We start from the raw sequence: 17,959 nt of genomic DNA, 5'->3' as shown, positions 1-17,959 counted from the left end.
GGTCACGCCGATCTTCACCGAGGTGGTTGATCGAGCCGACGGCAGCTCTCCGCGCGCTGTTCGGCCGCTGCGAGGGCAGGGACGCCCTTGAGGCCCCGGAGGTAGTCGAGCGCGTCGATGCGGTCCAGCGTGGCCCTGGCCTGGCCCAGTGCGTCCTTCGTCGCGCCCGCGTCACCACGGACGGCGTCGATGCGCTGGCGCGCGGCCTCGGCCTGCGCCCGGATCTCGGCGAGCTGCGCGATGACGTCCTTGCGGCCGCCGTCCGAGGACGGCACCGGCGGCGCGCCGAGCGCGTTCAGCCCGGCGAGGCTCCGGTCGAGCCCACCGACCACCGAGGAGAGCAGGTCGCTGGACGTCCGAGAGGCCTGCTGCGGCGTGCTCGGGTCGACGGTGGGGAGTTCCGCCAGCGCGCGGACCAGGTGGGTCACCGCGCCGCAGTAGCCGTCCGCCCATCTCGCCGCGGGATCGGCCTGCGGCACCACGGTCGTCACCGACAAACCCTGGTCCCGCGCCGGCGTCTGCGTGGCTTGCTGCCCGCAGCCGGCGAGGCCGATCGTGATCGTCGTGGTCAGAGCGGCGAAGACGGTTGACCGCGGCCGCACCTGCACACCTCCTGCTCGACGACGTCCCGGACGGCCCGACGGTACCGACTCGGTGCCGCTTCGCAAGTCGCCGGGCCAGTGTGGGATGACCTGACACGCCCCGGGCCCGGCACGCGACGCTGCGTGCCGGGCCCGGGTACGGGGTATCGCTGTGGAACTCAGGCGGTGATCTCGGTCGGGGTGTCCGTGAGGACCGTTCCCCGGCGCTTCGACACCACGATCGCCGCGACGATGATGGCGACCGCCACCAGCGAAATGATGATGCGCACCGCGGTGTTGGCGTTCTCGCCGATCGTGAACTGCACGATGGCGGGCGCGATCAGCACGGAGACCAGGTTCATCACCTTGATCAGCGGGTTGATCGCCGGGCCGGCGGTGTCCTTGAACGGGTCACCCACGGTGTCACCGATGATGGTGGCCTCGTGCGCGGACGAGCCCTTGCCGCCGTGGTTGCCGTCCTCGACCAGCTTCTTCGCGTTGTCCCACGCGCCACCGGAGTTGGCGAGGAAGATCGCCATCAGGGTGCCGCAGGCGATCGCGCCGGCCAGGTAGCCGGCGAGCGCGCCGGTGCCCAGGCCGAAACCGACCGCGATCGGGGCGAAGACCGCCAGCAGACCCGGCGTCGTCAGCTCACGCAGCGAGTCGCGCGTGACGATGTCGACGACCTTGCCGTACTCGGGACGGGTGGTGCCCTCCATGATGCCCGGGATGTCGCGGAACTGGCGGCGCACTTCGTAGACGACCGCGCCGGCGGCCCGGGACACCGCGTTGACCGCGAGACCGGAGAACATGAAGACCACGGCCGCGCCGACGATCACGCCGACCAGCGTGTTCGGGCTGACGATCGTGTTGACGAACGACTTGGCCGCGTCCATGCCGGTGACCACGCCGTTGCCCATGCCCGCCAGCGTCTTCGTGATCGCGTCGGAGTAGGAGCCGAACAGCGCCGTCGCCGCGAGGACCGCCGTGGCGATCGCGATGCCCTTGGTGATGGCCTTGGTGGTGTTGCCGACCGCGTCCAGCTCGGTGAGGATCTGCGCGGCCTTCTCGTCGACGTCGCCCGACATCTCGGCGATGCCCTGCGCGTTGTCCGAAACCGGGCCGAAGGTGTCCATCGCGACGATGACGCCGACGGTGGTCAGCAGGCCGGTGCCGGCCAGCGCCACGGCGAACAGCGCGACACCGCCGCCCAGCAGGTACGCGCCGAACACGGCCGCGCCGATCACGAGAGCGGTGTAGACGGCGGACTCGAAACCGACCGAGATGCCGGACAGGATGACGGTCGCGCCACCGGTCTCCGACGTCTGCGCGACGTCCTTGACCGGCTTGTACTCCGTGCCGGTGTAGTACCCGGTCAGCTTCAGGATGACCGCGGCGAGCACGATGCCGATGATCACCGCGACGGTCGCGATGACCGCCGGGTTGCCCGTGTTCTCGAAGCCCGCGCCGAAGTCGGAGAAGCTGCTCGGCAGGTACACGAACGCCGCGATCGCCGACAGCACCGCGGAGATGACCGCGGAGATGTAGAAGGAGCGGTTGATCGTGACGAGACCGCCTTCGCCGACGCGCGCCTTCGTGATGTAGACACCGATCACGGCGGTGATCACACCGATGGCCGGCACGATCAGCGGGAAGATCAGGCCGTGCACACCGAAGGCGGTGCTGCCCAGGATCAGCGCGGCGACGAGCATGACGGCGTAGGACTCGAAGAGGTCCGCGGCCATGCCGGCGCAGTCACCGACGTTGTCACCCACGTTGTCCGCGATGGTCGCGGCGTTGCGCGGGTCGTCCTCCGGGATGCCCTGCTCGACCTTGCCGACGAGGTCGGCGCCGACGTCCGCGGCCTTGGTGAAGATGCCGCCGCCGACACGCATGAACATCGCGATCAGCGCGGCGCCGAAACCGAAGCCCTCCAGCACCTTGGGCGCCTGGCCGGTGTAGACCAGCACGACGACCGCGGCACCGAAGAGGCCGAGACCGACGGTGATCATGCCGACCACACCACCGGTGCGGAACGCCACGCGCATGGCGACCTCACGGCCGCCTTCCTCGCGCGACGCGGCGGCCACGCGCAGGTTCGCCTGCGTCGCCAGCCACATGCCGAGGTAGCCGATCGCGAACGAGAACCCGGCGCCGACCAGGAAGAAGAGCGACCGGCCGATCTTCTCGTTCCAGTCGTCCGCGGGAAGTGCGAAGAGCAAGAGGAACACGATCGCGCCGAAGATGGCGAGAGTGTTCCGCTGGCGCTTGAGGTATGCAGCCGCGCCTTCCTGCACCGCCTTGGCGATGTCCTGCATCTTGGCGGTGCCCTGGCCTGCGGCCAGCACCTCCTTGAGCAGGACGTAGCCGATGACGAGTGCGGCAAGCGCGACCACGGCGACTACACCGACAATCGTGTAGCCACTTCCGGAGAGCGTGATGGACCCGCCCTCCGCAAGGAACTGCCGTGACATTCGTCCTCCAGGAGACGTCGCGTGCGCCGGCGTCGACGGCAGGCCGAGGGTTCGACACGGCCGACGCTGGCATGGACCCTGTACGGAGCGACACGCTAGCCGGGCAGCAACGCACGTCTCACATGACGCTCACCACAGAGGGTGTGGATTGCGGGAGTGTATTGGTATCGCAACCAGCGTCTTCACGCCGTCCCGGTGACGGTACATTCCGTTACCTTGTGAGGCTCCTCACTTGATCGATCACTCGTTCGCCGATCCGTTGGCGCAGCTGGGGATCGCTCCGAGATGCGAGAACTGTCGGACCCCTGTGCCAAGCTCGGCTGGTGGACGACTCACGGGGGCGGCGGCTGCTGGGGCGGGTGACCGCCGGCATCCCGGCGCGCGAGAACCCGGTCACGCACGTGGCCGACCTGCCGGGCCGGAACGCGCGCTACGCAGAGTGGCCGTCTTGGGCCGATCCGGCCGTGGTGACTGCGCTGCGTGACTGCGGTGTTTCGGCCCCTTGGGCGCACCAGGCCGAAGCCGCTTCGCACGCGTACGAGGGTCGTCACGTCGTGGTTTCGACCGGCACGGCGTCGGGCAAGTCGCTGGCCTACCAGCTGCCGGTGCTATCCCGGCTCGCCGCGGGCGAGAAGGCGAACGCGCTGTACCTGTCCCCGACGAAGGCGCTGGGTGCGGACCAGCTGCGGTCCGTGTCCTCTTTGGACGTTCCGGGGGTCCGGGCCGCGTCGTTCGACGGGGACACGCCGATGGTGGAGCGCGACTGGGTGCGGGCGCACGCGAACTGGGTGTTCACCAACCCGGACATGCTGCACCGCGGGATTCTTTCGCAGCACGGCCGGTGGGCGCAGTTCTTCCGGCGGCTCAGCTGCGTGGTCGTCGACGAGTGCCACAGCTATCGCGGCGTTTTCGGCTCTCATGTCGCGCTGCTGCTTCGCCGGCTTCGGCGCGTTGCCGAGCACTATGGCGCGTCGCCGGTGTTCGTGCTCGCCTCGGCGACGACGGCTTCGCCTGCTTCGTTCGCTTCGCGGCTCACCGGGGTTTCGTGTGAGGCGGTGACGGAAGACGCGTCGCCGCGCGGCGCCCGGACCGTCGTGTTGTGGGAGCCGCCGCTGCTGGAGGAACTGACCGGGGAGAACGGCGCGCCGGTCCGGCGCTCGGCGGGCGCGGAGACGTCGCGGATCCTGGCCGACCTCGTTGTCGAGGGTGCCCGCTCGCTGGCGTTCATCCGGTCGCGGCGGGGCGCGGAGCTGGCCGCGCTGGGCGCGCGTCGCATCTTGTCCGAAGTGGACCCTCGGTTGTCGGAAACCGTTGCGGCGTATAGGTCTGGATATCTTCCCGAAGAGCGCCGGGCACTTGAGTCGGCGTTGTTGTCGGGACGGCTTCTTGGCGTCGCGACGACCAACGCGCTGGAGCTCGGCGTCGACATCGCGGGGCTGGACGCGGTGGTGCTCGCCGGTTACCCGGGCACGCTCGCTTCGTTCTGGCAGCAGGCCGGGCGGGCCGGCCGTTCGGGCGACTCGGCACTGGTGGTTTTTGTGGCGCGGGACGACCCGCTCGACACCTATCTGGTGCACCACCCGGCGGCGCTGCTCGACCGCCCGGTCGAGACGGCGGTGCTCGACCCGGCGAACCCGTACGTACTGGCGCCGCAGCTCGCGTGCGCCGTCGCCGAGCTGCCGTTGACCGTTCCCGAGCTGGAGATGTTCGGCGGTGCGGCGGCCCAGGAGGTGCTGACCGAGCTGGCCGAGCAGAAGCTGCTCCGGCGCCGGTCGAGCGGGTGGTACTGGACGTCGCGGGACCGGCCGCACGCCGAGGTCGGCATCCGCGGCACCGGCGGTGAGCAGATCGCGGTGGTCGAGTCGGACTCCGGCCGGATGCTCGGCACGGTCGACCCGGGTTCGGCGTGCTTCGCCGTGCATCCGGGGGCCGTCTACCTGCACCAGGGGTCGTCGTACGTCGTCGACGAGCTGGACCTGGAGACCGGGCTGGCGATGGTGCACTCGGAGAACCCCGACTGGACGACAACTCCGCGCGAGATCGTGGACATCGCGGTGCTGAGCACTGCCGAGAAGCAGGACTTCGGCGGGGTGAGCGTCTGCCTCGGCGAGGTGGCCGTGACATCGCAGGTGGTCGGCTACCTGCGGCGGCGGCCGTCCGGAGAGGTGCTGGACCACACCGCGTTGGATCTGCCGGAGCAGAGTCTGCGCACGCGGGCGGTCTGGTACACGGTCTCGGCGGAGCTGCTCGCGTCTTCAGCCGATGGCGAGGCGAGGACCGGGGGCCATCGGGTGGGGACCGAATCTGCGGGGCCGGTGGGGACCGGGGAGGAAACCCTGGCGAGCGGTCGGGGGCCCACTCACGAGGGTGGCAGGGCACCGGGGGGTGCCGGATTGGTTCCGGCACGGGTCCCCGGTGCCCTGCATGCCGCCGAGCACGCGGCGATCGGCCTGCTACCGCTGTTCGCTACGTGCGACCGGTGGGACATCGGCGGGGTGAGCACCGCGTGGCACGAAGACACCGGGGAGGCGACGGTGTTCGTGCATGACGGCCATCCCGGGGGTGCGGGATTTGCCGAACGCGGTTATGCCGCGATTGTCCCGTGGCTGGCCGCAACGCGGGAGGCGATCGTCTCCTGTGAGTGCCCGACGGGTTGCCCGTCCTGCGTCCAGTCGCCGAAGTGCGGGAACGGCAACGATCCGCTGGACAAGGCGGGTGCGGTGGCAGTCCTGGACACCGTGCTCGGGGCGTTGCGTCTACACGGTGCCTAGAACGGCCACTTGGTGGTTCATGGAGTTGTGTCCTGCTCCGCCGCGGCCGGGCTGGGACCGGCCGCCGGCGGTGGTTCGGGTGGGTCAGGCCGCAGTGGTCTGAACCAGCTGCGCGGCGTCGGCGCCGGCCAGGGCGCGCACGAGAACGTCGTGCACCTCGGCGGCGTCCGGCAGCTGCCAGCCGCAGACCTCGGGCTTGACGCGCCAGTGCACAACACCGTGCTGGAACGGCGACGGCGGCAGCGGGATCCAGCTGTCCTTGCCGTGCCACTGGATCGTGGCCTCGGCTGCCAGCTCGGCCGGCACGCGGTCGGCGACGGTGGTGAGGAAGAGCCAGCGGCCGTTCGGCAGCGCGATGATCGGCGCCGGGTGACCGAGGGTGCGGAGCAGGCGGCAGGCGCGCTTGCCGAGCTCGTCGTCGACCTCGATGGCGTCGAGGACGGTGCCGGTGGCGACGAGGAGGCTGTGGGTGCGGTCGGAGAACCAGGTGGCGACCTCGTGGGCGTGGGTGCCGATCTGCTCGCGCCAGGCGTCACTGGCCGGGACCGGACGACGCCAGGTGAGGTCGTCGCCGTCGGTGAGCGGAGCGGGGTTGACGCCCGGGAGCACCGGCCAGCCACGCCAGGCGAGTCCGATCGCCTCCGCGCGCAGTTCGATGCGGAAGGCGCCCCGCCAGCTGTCCGGCCAATTCGCGTCCAACATTGTTTTCCTGCCTTAGGTTCCGGTTCTCCGCGACCCCGGAGCTAAACGCTGTCGTGGTGTCGCACATCTCACTTAACGGCAAGTTGCACATTGCCCGGAACCCCCGCGCGACAACCGGTGGTTACTGGGCGATGAACGCCCAGTAGCCCGAACCGCCGGACCGAACCCGGCGGCGCGGATCGACGGTGAGCGGCGACCGCACACGGACCGTTCGTCGCGGGGAGCCCACGTCGGAGAAGGAGCCTGCGGGGGCAGCGCTACCGCCTATCGGCCCAGGTGGGCAGCTTTTTCGACCGCTCGCCGTGCACTGGCGACCGCTGCCCGTGACCATCCGCCGCTCATCGTCGGGTCCCGCGGATCAGCCGGTCATCGCCGCATACCGACCGGTCGGCGTCCGGTGGGCGGAGAGTCCCGGTGAGTGGGGCGTCGAGGCTTCGGGGGCCGGGTAGCTGGTGGTCACGGGGTGGACCCGGCAGGCGAACAGGGCCCGACCGCTGGAGATGGCCGGTCGCCGGCGCGGTTGTGAAGGGACGCAGCGGCCGGGCCCATGGGTGGGCGAACGGCCGGGCTGGCCTGGCCCGCGGGCGGGCCGGGCGGACGGGCTGGCAGTGGGTACTGGCCGAGGATGCGGGCCCGGGCCGCGATGCTCACGGCGAGCGGCCGGTGGGCCAGCGCGGGCGCGAGGCGCGGGGCGCGATGGTCACGGCGAGCGGCCGGTGAGGCCAGTGCGGGCGCGGGGCGCGCGATGGTCATGGCGCGCCGCCGGTCAGGCCAGCGCGGGGCGCAATGGTCACGGCGAGCCGCCGGTCAGGCCGACGCGGGCGCGAGGCGCGATGGTCACGGCGAGCCGCCGGTCAGGCCGACGCGGGCGCGAGGCGCGATGGTCACGGCGAGCCGCCGGTGGGGCTGGCACCGGCGCGAGGATCACGGCGCGCGGCCGGTGGGGCCGGCTCGGGCGCGGGCGGATGGGCCTGGCAGGCCCGCCAAGGCGAAGCTCGGGGCCTGGACTTCGACCAGGGCGTCGAGGCGCTGCCATCGGCAGGTCAGGAGTGCTACTTCCATCCGGTCCGCGATCCACCGGGCTCGCTCGCACGCCCTGATGGGTCCCTCTGCCGCATGCGAGGCTGCCGCGAGGGCGCCTAGGTCGGCTGCTGTCTCCGCCCTGTGGCGTGCGAGGACCGCCGCGCCTAGCCAGCAGCCCAGGACCGCTATGCCGGTCAGCGCTGCCACCGCCATGGCTGTCCAGATCGTGGCCACTCCGCTGTCGTCGTGGTCGTCGGGGGACTGGCCCTGCTCGGCACGTCGAGGCTGTCGGTCAGCCTTCTGCATCGGTGGCCTCCGTTCCCGGCTCGGCCATTGCGTAGGCCGTTGCGTCCAGGTGGATGGCCGGGAGCAGGCCGCCGGCCGGTTGGGCTGTCACCCTTACCGTTATTGCGTCGCCTTCCTGGCGTATGTCCAGGTTCGCGCCCGGTGGGGCGATCGTGTGGACCGCCGACGCCGCTTCGGCGGGCTGGCCTCTTGCCAGCAGGCGCGCTGCTTCGCGGGCTGCGTCCGTGCAGCGCAGTTGGCCTGTCAGGACCGTCAGGCCTGCGAGGAGCAGCACCGTGACCACGGTCAGACCCGCCAAGCCGAGCGCTGCCTCGACCGTCACCGAGCCTTCGTCGCGGCGGCTCACGAGGGCACCGTCAGGGCCTTCATGACCAGGCTCGTCAGCCACGACACCACTGAGTCACCGGTGAGCAGGGTGTAGAGGACAGCGGCGAACGCCGCGACGGCGACCGTGACGATCGCGTACTCGACCGTCGTGGAGCCGTCGTCGGAGCCGGGGCTGTGGTGGAACGCGCGCATGGGATTCCCTTCGTTGTTCTTACGTGGGTCAGAAGAGCGGGCCGAGACGTCCGGCGAGGCCCAGGACGACCGGCAGCACGCCCAGGCAGAAGAAGGCCGGTAAGAAACAGAGGCCGACCGGCAGCGCGAGAGCTACTCCCGCGCGCTCGGCTCGTTCCTCCGCGCCGGTGTCCAGCTCGTCGCGGAAGCGGGTCGCGAGGTCGGCCGCCGCGGTGGCGAACGCGGCGCCCGAGCGGGACGTCCGGATCGCTGCCGCCGCCAGCTCCGCGAGGCCCGGGACCGCCCGCACCGGCGCCCAGGCCTCGTCGGGTGTGGAGCCGAGGGCGAGCAGCCCGGCCGTCGAGCGCAGGGCCGCGCCCGCCTCGGTCGGTGTTGTGCCGGATACCGCATCGAGTGCGGAGGAGACCGGCAGGCCGGCTCGCAGGCACGCGGCCAGGAGGTCGAGTGTTCCGGCCAGTCGCAGTTTCACCGCGATGTCGATCGCCGGGGCGCTCGGACGGCGGGTTCTGCGAATCGCCCACCATCCGGTGGCCGTGATGGCGGCGCCCACGATCACTCCGGTCAGGCCGCCGATCAGCACGGCCGTCGAGACGCCGCCGAGTGTTGTCGCGATGTGCGGTATCGCTGGGTGCCATTTGCGGGCGGGTTGCGGTTTCCGACCGGCCAGCCAGTCGAAGCGCCGCGCGACGGCTGCGTCGGCTGGCCAGATGAGGAGGGCGCCGCCGAAGAGAAGGAGGGCCGCCGCGTTCATCGGATCCGCACCCGTCCGGTCAGGGCGCGGCACCAGGCCGTCCCCGCCCAGAGCAGGACACTGCCGACGACCAGCAGCAGCTGGCCCGGCGTGCTTCCGGCCAGGACCGACAGCGGCGCCGCGCCCATGACCTGCCCGAGCAGCACGCACAGAGCCGGGAGCCCGGTGAGCACGGCCGCGCTCGCGCGGGGGCCGGCCAGTTTCGCGCGCATCCGGCGAGCGAAGGCCAGGCCGGCTTCGGCGTCGCGGCGGGCCGCGTCGAGGACGTCAGCCATCGGCAGGCCGTAGCGCTTGCCCAGCGTCCAGGCGGCGGCGAGCTCCGGAAGTGCCGGTGCGCGCAGCTCGCCGTCGAGGCGAGCCGCCGTCGCCAGGGCGCGGAGGTCGCCGGCCACGGCCGGGACGGCTTCCGCGGCCGCTTCCGCCGCTGTCACCGGGTGGGCGCCGGATCGGAGCTCGGCCACCATCGTGCGCAACGCCGTTGCGGTGTGCGCGGCCATCGCGAGCTCCGCGGCGCCGCGGCGGTGGGACTGCCATTCCTGGCGCCATGCCAGCGTGAGCACACCGGCGGCCAGCGCGCCGCCGACTCCCGCGAGCAGGCCGGCGAGCGCGGCGGGAAGCAGCCACCGGATGACACCCCAGACGTCGGGGATCCGGATCGTCGCCGGTTTCTCGACTGCCCTTTGGAGCCGGGTCGGGGCCGCGGGCCAGCACGCCAGGGCCGCGCCGACGCACAGCGGGAGCCACGCGGTGATCATCGTGGCCTCCTTCGCCGGCGCGGGAAGATGTTCACCAGCAAGGAAAAACGCACGATCAGGAGGGTCAGCACGTGAGCGCTCCCGTCGTGACGAACAGGTGGCGATCGACGGTCCAGCGGCCCGCGCGCCACACCGGCACGACGCGGGCGCGGCCGTGTTCGGCGCGGAGAACGCCGACTTCGGCGAGGCGCCGTCGGCCGCCCGGCTCGCGTCTCATGTGGAGGACGACCCGGATCGCGGCGACGAGCTGGCTGTGGACGGCTTCGCGGCCGAGACCGCCGAGCGCGGCCAGCGCCTCGATGCGGGCGGGCACTTCGGCCGGCGAGTTGGCATGGACGGTGCAGGCGCCGCCGTCGTGGCCGGTGTTGAGCGCCGTGAGCAGAGCGCCGACCTCGGCGCCGCGGACCTCGCCGACCACCAGCCTGTCCGGGCGCATGCGCAACGCTTGGCGCACGAGCTCGGGCAGGCCGACCGCGCCGGCACCCTCCACATTGGCCGGTCGAGCGACGAGGCTGACGAACTGCGGGTGCGCGGGCTGCAGCTCGCCGGCGTCCTCGACGCAGACGATGCGCTCGGTGGGGTCGACCGCGCCGAGCAGCGCGGCCAGGAGTGTGGTCTTGCCCGCGCCGGTGCCGCCGGTGACCAGGAACGCCATCCGCCGCGCGACGACGGTGTCCAGGATCTGGGCGCCGGCCGCGTCGAAGGCGCCGAGCTCGCGGAGGGTGGTGAGGTCGTGGGTTGCCGGGCGGAGGACGCGGAGGGACAGGCAGGTGCCGTTCGTGGCGATCGGCGGGAGGACCGCGTGGATGCGTATCCGGCCGTGGGGGCCGGAGCCGGGGAGCCAGCCGTCCACATAGGGCTGTGCGTCGTCGAGCCGGCGGCCGGCGGTGAGGGCGAGGCGTTGGGCCAGGCGGCGAACGGACTCTTCGCCGTTGAAGGTGATGCCGGTGCGGGTGAGGCCTTCGGGGCCGTCTGTCCAGACCTCGTTCGGGCCGGTGACGAGGACGTCGGTGGTCGAGGGGTCCTCGAGGAGCGGGGCGAGGGGGCCGGCGCCGATGAACTCGTCGCGGGCTTGGCGGGCGGCGTCGAGCACGGCGTCGTGGCCGAGGGCGCCGCCGGCTTCGGCCCGGACCGCGGTCGCGACGGCGACGGGGTCGGCCTGGCGGCGGTCGCCGGCGAGGCGGTTGCGGACTCGGTCGACGAAGTCGGTGGTCATGGGTTCACCGCCTGGGGGCTGGTTGGTGTTGGCTCGGGGCTCGGTCTGCGGCTGTCGCGCGGGTGCCTGGTGACCGGGCTCGGATGGTGGAGGGCTTCGGCGGGGAGGGCCGGCACGGGGGTTTCGGACGGTGGGCGCGGATCGCGGGGACCTGCGGCGAGGCGCGCCGTCACGCGCGTTCCGGACGACAGGGATGGAGAGGAGGGATCGTCGGCGACGCATGCCGTCACGCGAGTGCCCGACGGCGAGCGCGGATCGTGAAGGGCTTCGGCGAGGCTGGCCGGCACGCGAGTACCCGACGGCGGGCGCGGATCGTGAAGGGCTTCGGCGAGGCTGGCCGTCACGCGAGTACCCGACGGCGGGCGCGGATGGTCGAGGGCTTCGGCGCGGGTGGCTGTCACGCGGGTTCCGGACGATGGGCGCGGATGGTCGAGAGGCTCGGCGAGAGTGGCAGTCACGCGAGTGCCGGGCGACGAGCACGGGTGGCGCGAGCCCTCGGCCGGACACGCCGTGCCCGACGGCACTCGCGGATGGTGGAGAGATTCGGCGAGAGCGGCCGTCACGCGGGTTCCGCACGACGGACGCGGAGGGCGAGATGGGCTCGCCTGGGGTGGCAACGACCGCAGAAAGCTCTCCGCGCTTGCCTGGCCGCGGCCAGCGAGCGTCAGGAGGGTTGGGAGCAACAGGTCGCTCACTCTGGTTGGGGGCACCGGGCCGCGGAGATCGTTCGCCGTTCTCATCAGGCCGCCGCCTGGGCTTCGCGGTGGGCTACTGACAGGACCCTTGCTGCTGCCGCCGCCAGCGGGCCCGATGGTTTGGTCGGGAACTCGCCTCGCTCCAGGGCCATCGCCAGGCCTCGCTCCGGGAGCATCGAGGCCAGCAAAGGCGGGCCGAGGATGCCTGCCGCGCGGGTTGGGGATACCCCTGCCCTGGACCGTCCACATGCGACTATGCCGACTCGGGCCGTCAGTTTTGACAGGCCGTGCAGGACCTGCTTGGCCGCCGCGGAGGCGCGGAACTCGATCGGGGCCAGGAGGACCACCAGGTCGGCCGCGCTCACCGCGCTCGCTGCTGCCTCCGTCAACGTTCTCGGGAGGTCGCACACCACCGTGCGGCCTGCGCGGCGGCCTGCCGCCAGGACCGCCGACAACGAGTTCGCCTCCGGGCCTTCGCCCTCGGTGCCGCACGCCAGGACCGGGAGGCTGCCGCCGCGGTGGCGCTTTTTCGGGAGGGCCGCTGCCAGTGACGTCACCGAGATTCGGCCGGTCAGCTTCACCTCCGACCAACGGGGGCCGGGGGTCTTTTCCAAGCCCAGCAAAAGATCCAGACCGCCGCCCAGGGGGTCGCAGTCGACCAACAGGGCGCCGCCCGGGTCGCAGTCGGCTGCCAGGGCCAGTGCCGTCGCGAAGACCGATGCGCCCGCGCCGCCGCGGCCGCCGACCACCGCCAGGACCAGGCCGGCCTGCTCGGCCGGGGTTTCGACGACGTCGGCGAACGCGCCCGCCAGCTCCGTCTCCTCGTCCGGCAACGAGATCACGCGCTCGACGCCGACCTCGAACGCGTGTTTCCACGTCCTCGGCCCCGGGCTGCCCTTGCAGACCAGGACGATGCCGCGACGCCGTGGCAGCGTGGGTGGCAGCCGCGCGGTTTCCTCGTCGAGCACCACCAGCGGCGCGCGGGCCCAGTGGCTCCGGGCCGCCGTCAGGTCCGGTGCCCGGTCGAGCTCGCAGCCCGCGACCGCGGCCACGCGCAGGATCTCGTCGAGCACGGTTTCGTCCGCGGCGACCACCAGCGGTCGTTCCCCCGTCATGCGTTCTCCCCCGTCGTCGGTGCGGGCCGTGGGTGGCCCGGCTTCCACCGTCGCGGTCGGGGGTGCGGCGGCACAACGGGTCGGGGGGCCGGCTGTGGACAACCGGGGTGTTGTGGACAACTGCCGCCCGGGGAACCGCTCGCGGGCCGGTTCTGTCGGTGGGCCGTGGGATGATCGCCGCGCCGAGGATTCGATGCCCGCCCGAACCGCGCGATCAAGCCGTGCCAAGGGAAACGGCGAAAGCAAGCGGAAGGTTAAGAGGGCGGCCCCCGCCAGGGGGGAGGGACGGGGGCCGCCGAGGGTTCAGCCCCGGGGGGTCGGACTGAACCGGCCCGGTTGGACACCGGGCTCCCTCACTGTAACTCCGCCGGGCGCCGGTTCGCGCGCCGGACGAGGCACACAGTTCGGTAACGGCACGGCGCGCCGGAAGTCCCTTCCTGTCATGGATTTTCCGCCCGCCGCGGCGCGCCTGTGGTGGATCAACGGGACGTGCCGCGATCAAGCTCTTATCCTGGGCACGTGGCCGAACCGAGCAGCGCGCCGTCGCGCATCCGGAACCCGGGCCCGGAGCACGCGGTGGCCGCGTTCTTCGACCTGGACAAGACGATCATCGCCTCGTCGAGCGCGCTGGCGTTCAGCAAACCATTGCTGAGAGAAGGACTGATCAACCGTCGCGCGGCGTTGCGCAGCGCCTACGCGCAGCTGGTGTTTTCCCTCGCCGGCGCCGACGAGAACAAGACCGAGCGGCTGCGCGCCGAGGTTTCCGCGCTGTGCGCCGGCTGGGACGTCGCGCAGGTTTCGGCCATCGTCCGCGAAACCCTGCACGACGTCGTCGACCCGCTCGTGTACGTCGAAGCGGCGGAGCTGATCGCCCGGCACCGCGAAGACGGCCACGACGTCATCGTGCTGTCGGCGACCGGTGAGGAAGTCGTCGCGCCGGTCGCGGAAATGCTCGGCGCGACCCGGAGCGTCGCCACGCGGATGCAGATCGTCGACGGCCGGTATTCCGGTCAGGTCGACTTCTATTGCTACGGCGCCAACAAGGCCGTCGCCGCGAAGCAGCTCGCCGCGACCTACGGCTACGACCTCGCCGAGTGCTTCGCCTACACCGACTCGAGCACCGACATCCCGCTGCTCGAGGTCGTCGGGCACCCCCACGCGGTCAACCCGGACAAGCTCCTGCGGCGCGAGGCCCTCGACCGCGGCTGGCCGGTGCTCGCCTTCGACCGGCCCATGTCGCTGCGCAGCCGGATCCCGACGCGGTCGGCGGGGATGGTCGCCCTCGGTGTCGGCGCGGTGGCCGCCGGGGCGACCTGGTACGGCCTCAGCCGTCGCCGTCGGTCCCGATGACGGGACCCCGACACCCACACGGCCGTACGACCTCCGCTTTCTCCCGGCCCAGCCCCGAATTGTCCGTCGCGCAGGGTGCCCGTGTCACCCGATCCAGCCTCTGTACCGGTGCACCCATCCGCGCACTTGAAGTGACCGGGCTCACGGCGTAGAAAGTAGGTGCGGACGTTTGGTCGGCCAGGGAGCAGGTAGAAGAGAAGCCTGTTCCACCCCGGCAAATCTCCGTGCGCGGACTCCGGGTACCCACGCGCAGCGCGCCGCGGGAGGCTCGTCGTCTAGGGACTGCGTAGTGGGACGCCACACGCCGAGTCCATGTAGGTACGACCAGAGTTGCACGCTTGGTCGCCCGAGAAGTTCGCGCTGCAGGCGGCGCCCGTCGGCCCTAGGCCACGGGCGCCGCCTCGTCTCTGTGTAAAGGTGTCTCGGCGAACGGCCGCCTCGCGAACGCCGCCGTTCGGCCGCCCCCGCATGTTGCGAACGGCGAATTTCCTACCGATCCGGGTACGACTGGACCGTTCGTGCGGTCGGCCGATGGACATCGACGGATTCGGTGAGTAGCTTCCCGATACTGGCGCCTCCGAGTGGACTTCTCACGTCCGCCGGGCGCCCGCAACTTTCTGGGAGGCTGGTCGTGACGACCCGAAATCGGAGGTTCCATGCGCTCGCCCTGCCCGTCGCGGGGGTGCTCGCCCTCACCGGTGTGGGTGTCGCGACCGCCGCGAGCGCGCCGAGCGTGAGCGCCGACGCGCAGGCGGACGCCGCCGCGACGCAGGCGCTGCGGGGGCTGTCGCTCGAGCAGAAGGTCGGGCAGCTGTTCGTCACGTGGGTGAACGGCAAGACGGCCGACGAGGTGAACCCGAAGAACCAGACGGACTTCGGCGTCGACACCCCGGCCCAGGTCGTCCAGAAGTACCACCTGGGCGGGGTCATCTACTTCAACAACGACACCCGCGACAACTTCGACGACCCGGTCCAGGTCTCGAAACTTTCGAACGGCCTCCAGAAAGCCGCCATCACGAGCGGGGCGCACATCCCGCTGCAGGTCGGCGCCGACCAGGAGGGCGGCACGGTGACCCGGATGGGCGCGCCGGCGACCGAGTTCCCGAACGCCATGGCGATCTCGGCCGGGCGCGACACCGGCCGCGCGACGAAGGCCGCGACCATTCTCGGCCAGGAGCTGCGCGCCGTCGGCATCAACCAGGACTTCGCGCCCGACTCCGACGTCAACTCCAACCCCGTGAACCCGGTCATCGGCGTCCGCTCCTTCGCCGGGCAGCCGGGGCTGGCGAGCGACTTCGTCACCGCCGAGCTCAAGGGCTTCCGGAAGTCCGTCGCGGCGACGTCGAAGCACTTCCCCGGGCACGGCGCCGCGCCGACCGACAGCCACACCGGGCTGCCGCGCATCGACAGCACCGAAGCGCAGTGGCGGGCCACCGACGTGCCGCCGTTCAAGGCCGCCATCAAGGCCGGCGTGCCCTCGATCATGACCGCGCACATCCAGTTCCCCAGCCTCGACCCGTCGCTGGAGCCGGCGACGCTGTCGAAGCCGATCGTCACCGGAAAGCTGCGCAACGAGCTCGGTTACAACGGCGTTGTCATCACCGACTCGCTCGAGATGCAGGGCGTGCGCGAGATGCACAGTGACGCCGAAATCCCCGTCCTCGCGCTGAAAGCGGGCGTCGACCAGCTGCTCATGCCGGTGCACCTCGACGTCGCGATCAACTCGGTGATCAACGCCGTGAAGACCGGGGACATCCCGATGCAGCGGATCGACCAGAGCGTGCTGCGCGTGCTGAAGCTGAAGTTCGAGAGCGGCATCCTCTTCTCGCCGTTCGTCGACCCGAACCGGGTGATGAAGACCGTCGGTGTTCCCGCGAGCCTCAAGACCGCGCAGGACATCGCCGACCGCGGCATCACGGCGGTCGCGAACGACGCCGGTCTCCTGCCGCTGAAGCAGAAGCCCGCGACGGCGCTCGTCACCGGCTGGGGCGTCTCCACGACGACCACGCTCGCTCAGAAGCTGACCGCCCACGGCACCACCGCGACGGCGTACCAGACCGGCCAGGCCCCGACGGACACCCAGATCGCGCAGGCGGTCGCCAACGCCAAGAACGTCGACCTCGTCGTCGTGCTGACCAACAACATCGGCGGTTTCCCGCTGCAGACCAAGCTGCTCGACGCCCTCCAGGCCACCGGGAAACCGGTGGTCGCGGTCGCCGCGCAGATCCCGTACGACGCCGGTTACCCGACCACCGTGAAGACCTGGCTCGCCACCTACGGCTACATCACGCCGACCCTGGAGGCGCTGGCCAAGGTGATCCTCGGCGAGACGAAGCCGGTCGGGAAGCTGCCGGTCGACATCCCGGCGGGCGCCGACGTCACCACCGTGAAGTACCCGTTCGGCCACGGGCTGACGTGGTGAGCCTGAACCGGCGGCACTTCCTCGGCGCGGGCGCGCTGGCCGTCCCGGTCCTCGCGGGCGGCTCTGCGGTGGCCGGGGCGCAGCCCGAACCGGCCGAGGTGCAGACCCACGGCCGCGTCCTCACGGGCGCGGAGCAGCTGGCCGCGCAGGGCTGGCGGACGCTCAAGGGCCGCAAGCTCGGCGTCCTGTCTAACCCGACCGGCGTCCTGCTGAACGGCGACCACATCGTCGACTCGATGGTCGCGGCCGGCGTCAAGCCGGTCGCGGCCTTCGGGCCCGAGCACGGATTCCGCGGCAGCGCGCAGGCCGGCGGGTCCGAAGGCGACTACACGGACCCGCGCACCGGCGTGCCGGTGTACGACGCGTACGGCGTCGACGCGGCGAAGCTCGCTTCGCTGTTCACCAAGGCGGGCGTCGACACGGTCGTCTTCGACATCGCCGACGTCGGCGCGCGCTTCTACACCTACATCTGGTCGCTCTACACCGCGATGGTGGCCGCCGCCCAGGTCAAGGCGGCTTTTGTCGTGCTCGACCGGCCGAACCCGATCGGCGGCCGCCTGGCCGGCCCGGTGCTCGACCCGAAGTTCTCCTCCGGCATCGGCAAGAAGCCGATCGCCCAGCAGCACGGCATGACCGTCGGTGAGCTCGCGCGCTTCTTCGCCGAAGAGTTCCTCCCCGGCGAAGGCGTGAAGCTCGATCGCCTCGACGTCGTCCAGGTGCGCGGCTGGCAGCGGGACACGCAGTTCGCGCAGACCGGGCTGAACTGGGTGCTGCCGAGCCCGAACATGCCGACCCCGGACACGGCGCTCGTCTACCCGGGCACCGGCATGTTCGAAGGCACCGTGTTCTCCGAAGGCCGCGGCACCACCCGGCCGTTCGAGATCATCGGCGCGCCCGGGCTCGACTGGCGGTGGCGCGAGAAGCTCGAGGACCTCGCGTTGCCTGGCGCGAAGTTCCGCGAGATCTACTTCGTGCCGACGTTCAGCAAGTTCGTCAACCAGACCTGCGGCGGCGTGCAGGTGAGCGTCGCCGACCCGCGGGCCTTCGATGCGATCCGGACCGCGGTCGCCATGCTCGTCACGGCGAAGGCCCTGCACCCGGACGTCTTCGCCTGGCGGCCCGACAACTACATCGACAAACTCTCCGGGTCCGACCGGCTCCGGACGATGGTCGACGCCGGCGCGGGCGTCGACGAAGTCACCGGGGCCTGGCGCGCCGAGCTCGCCGAGTTCGACCGGAAACGTCGCCACTACCTGCTCTACCGCTGAGGGGGCGCTCG

Annotated in this window: 14 protein-coding genes; 4 read left to right on the top strand and 10 right to left on the bottom strand. The window is 71.5% G+C overall.

The genetic code is table 11. The features are described 5' to 3' along the window. Positions 1–14: 14 nt before the first annotated feature. Positions 15–602 carry a hypothetical protein gene (locus tag ACZ63J_RS23600; RefSeq protein ID WP_465439608.1) on the bottom strand — a complete coding sequence of 196 codons (588 nt, stop codon included), beginning with the start codon at positions 600–602 and terminating at the stop codon, positions 15–17. Between the two features lie 158 nt (positions 603–760). Then, on the bottom strand, positions 761–3,055 hold the full coding sequence (locus ACZ63J_RS23595) for a sodium-translocating pyrophosphatase (protein WP_465405949.1): 2,295 nt from the start codon (positions 3,053–3,055) through the stop codon (positions 761–763). 359 nt (positions 3,056–3,414) lie between these two features. Between ACZ63J_RS23595 and ACZ63J_RS23590 the strand changes: the two genes are divergently transcribed. Next, positions 3,415–5,826 (top strand): DEAD/DEAH box helicase, encoded by a 2,412-nt coding sequence (locus ACZ63J_RS23590; RefSeq protein WP_465406060.1) that lies wholly within the window; start codon positions 3,415–3,417, stop codon positions 5,824–5,826. Between the two features lie 84 nt (positions 5,827–5,910). On the opposite strand, the gene ACZ63J_RS23585 is transcribed toward ACZ63J_RS23590, so the two are convergent. The 8 genes from ACZ63J_RS23585 to ssd all read right to left on the bottom strand — a co-directional run bounded on the left by ACZ63J_RS23585 (position 5,911) and on the right by ssd (position 12,908). Further along, positions 5,911–6,528 (bottom strand): bifunctional DNA primase/polymerase, encoded by a 618-nt coding sequence (locus tag ACZ63J_RS23585; protein ID WP_465405944.1) that lies wholly within the window; start codon positions 6,526–6,528, stop codon positions 5,911–5,913. A gap of 924 nt (positions 6,529–7,452) precedes the next feature. After that, entirely contained in the window at positions 7,453–7,857 is a 405-nt protein-coding gene (locus ACZ63J_RS23580) for an Rv3654c family TadE-like protein (protein ID WP_465405940.1), read from the bottom strand. Then, entirely contained in the window at positions 7,844–8,179 is a 336-nt protein-coding gene (locus ACZ63J_RS23575) for a TadE family type IV pilus minor pilin (RefSeq protein WP_465406058.1), read from the bottom strand. The genes ACZ63J_RS23580 and ACZ63J_RS23575 overlap by 14 nt, the downstream gene beginning before the upstream one ends. A 20-nt stretch (positions 8,180–8,199) precedes the next feature. Beyond that, positions 8,200–8,376 carry a DUF4244 domain-containing protein gene (locus ACZ63J_RS23570; protein WP_465301250.1) on the bottom strand — a complete coding sequence of 59 codons (177 nt, stop codon included), beginning with the start codon at positions 8,374–8,376 and terminating at the stop codon, positions 8,200–8,202. A gap of 28 nt (positions 8,377–8,404) precedes the next feature. After that, positions 8,405–9,127, bottom strand: coding sequence for a type II secretion system F family protein (locus ACZ63J_RS23565; protein WP_465405939.1), 723 nt, complete (start codon positions 9,125–9,127; stop codon positions 8,405–8,407). Next, the gene (locus ACZ63J_RS23560; RefSeq protein WP_465405937.1) at positions 9,124–9,882 is read right to left on the bottom strand and encodes a type II secretion system F family protein; all 759 of its coding nucleotides are present in this window, start codon (positions 9,880–9,882) and stop codon (positions 9,124–9,126) included. Before ACZ63J_RS23560 ends, ACZ63J_RS23565 begins: the two co-directional genes overlap by 4 nt. 64 nt (positions 9,883–9,946) lie before the next feature. After that, entirely contained in the window at positions 9,947–11,098 is a 1,152-nt protein-coding gene (locus ACZ63J_RS23555; RefSeq protein ID WP_465405935.1) for a TadA family conjugal transfer-associated ATPase, read from the bottom strand. A 739-nt stretch (positions 11,099–11,837) separates the two neighbouring features. Further along, on the bottom strand, positions 11,838–12,908 hold the full coding sequence (gene ssd / locus ACZ63J_RS23550; RefSeq protein ID WP_465405933.1) for a septum site-determining protein Ssd: 1,071 nt from the start codon (positions 12,906–12,908) through the stop codon (positions 11,838–11,840). A gap of 519 nt (positions 12,909–13,427) precedes the next feature. Here ssd and ACZ63J_RS23545 point away from each other — a divergent pair. The 3 genes from ACZ63J_RS23545 to ACZ63J_RS23535 all read left to right on the top strand — a co-directional run bounded on the left by ACZ63J_RS23545 (position 13,428) and on the right by ACZ63J_RS23535 (position 17,948). Then, on the top strand, positions 13,428–14,258 hold the full coding sequence (locus ACZ63J_RS23545) for an HAD family hydrolase (RefSeq protein ID WP_465301240.1): 831 nt from the start codon (positions 13,428–13,430) through the stop codon (positions 14,256–14,258). 682 nt (positions 14,259–14,940) lie between these two features. Then, on the top strand, positions 14,941–16,680 hold the full coding sequence (locus tag ACZ63J_RS23540) for a glycoside hydrolase family 3 protein (RefSeq protein ID WP_465406057.1): 1,740 nt from the start codon (positions 14,941–14,943) through the stop codon (positions 16,678–16,680). Then, entirely contained in the window at positions 16,677–17,948 is a 1,272-nt protein-coding gene (locus tag ACZ63J_RS23535; RefSeq protein WP_465405931.1) for an exo-beta-N-acetylmuramidase NamZ family protein, read from the top strand. The genes ACZ63J_RS23540 and ACZ63J_RS23535 overlap by 4 nt, the downstream gene beginning before the upstream one ends. Positions 17,949–17,959: the final 11 nt, after the last annotated feature.

The organism is Amycolatopsis sp. NPDC104863 (assembly GCF_055582965.1).
The sequence above is the reverse complement of the archived record's forward strand: the minus strand, read 5'-3'. Positions and strand labels throughout refer to the sequence as shown.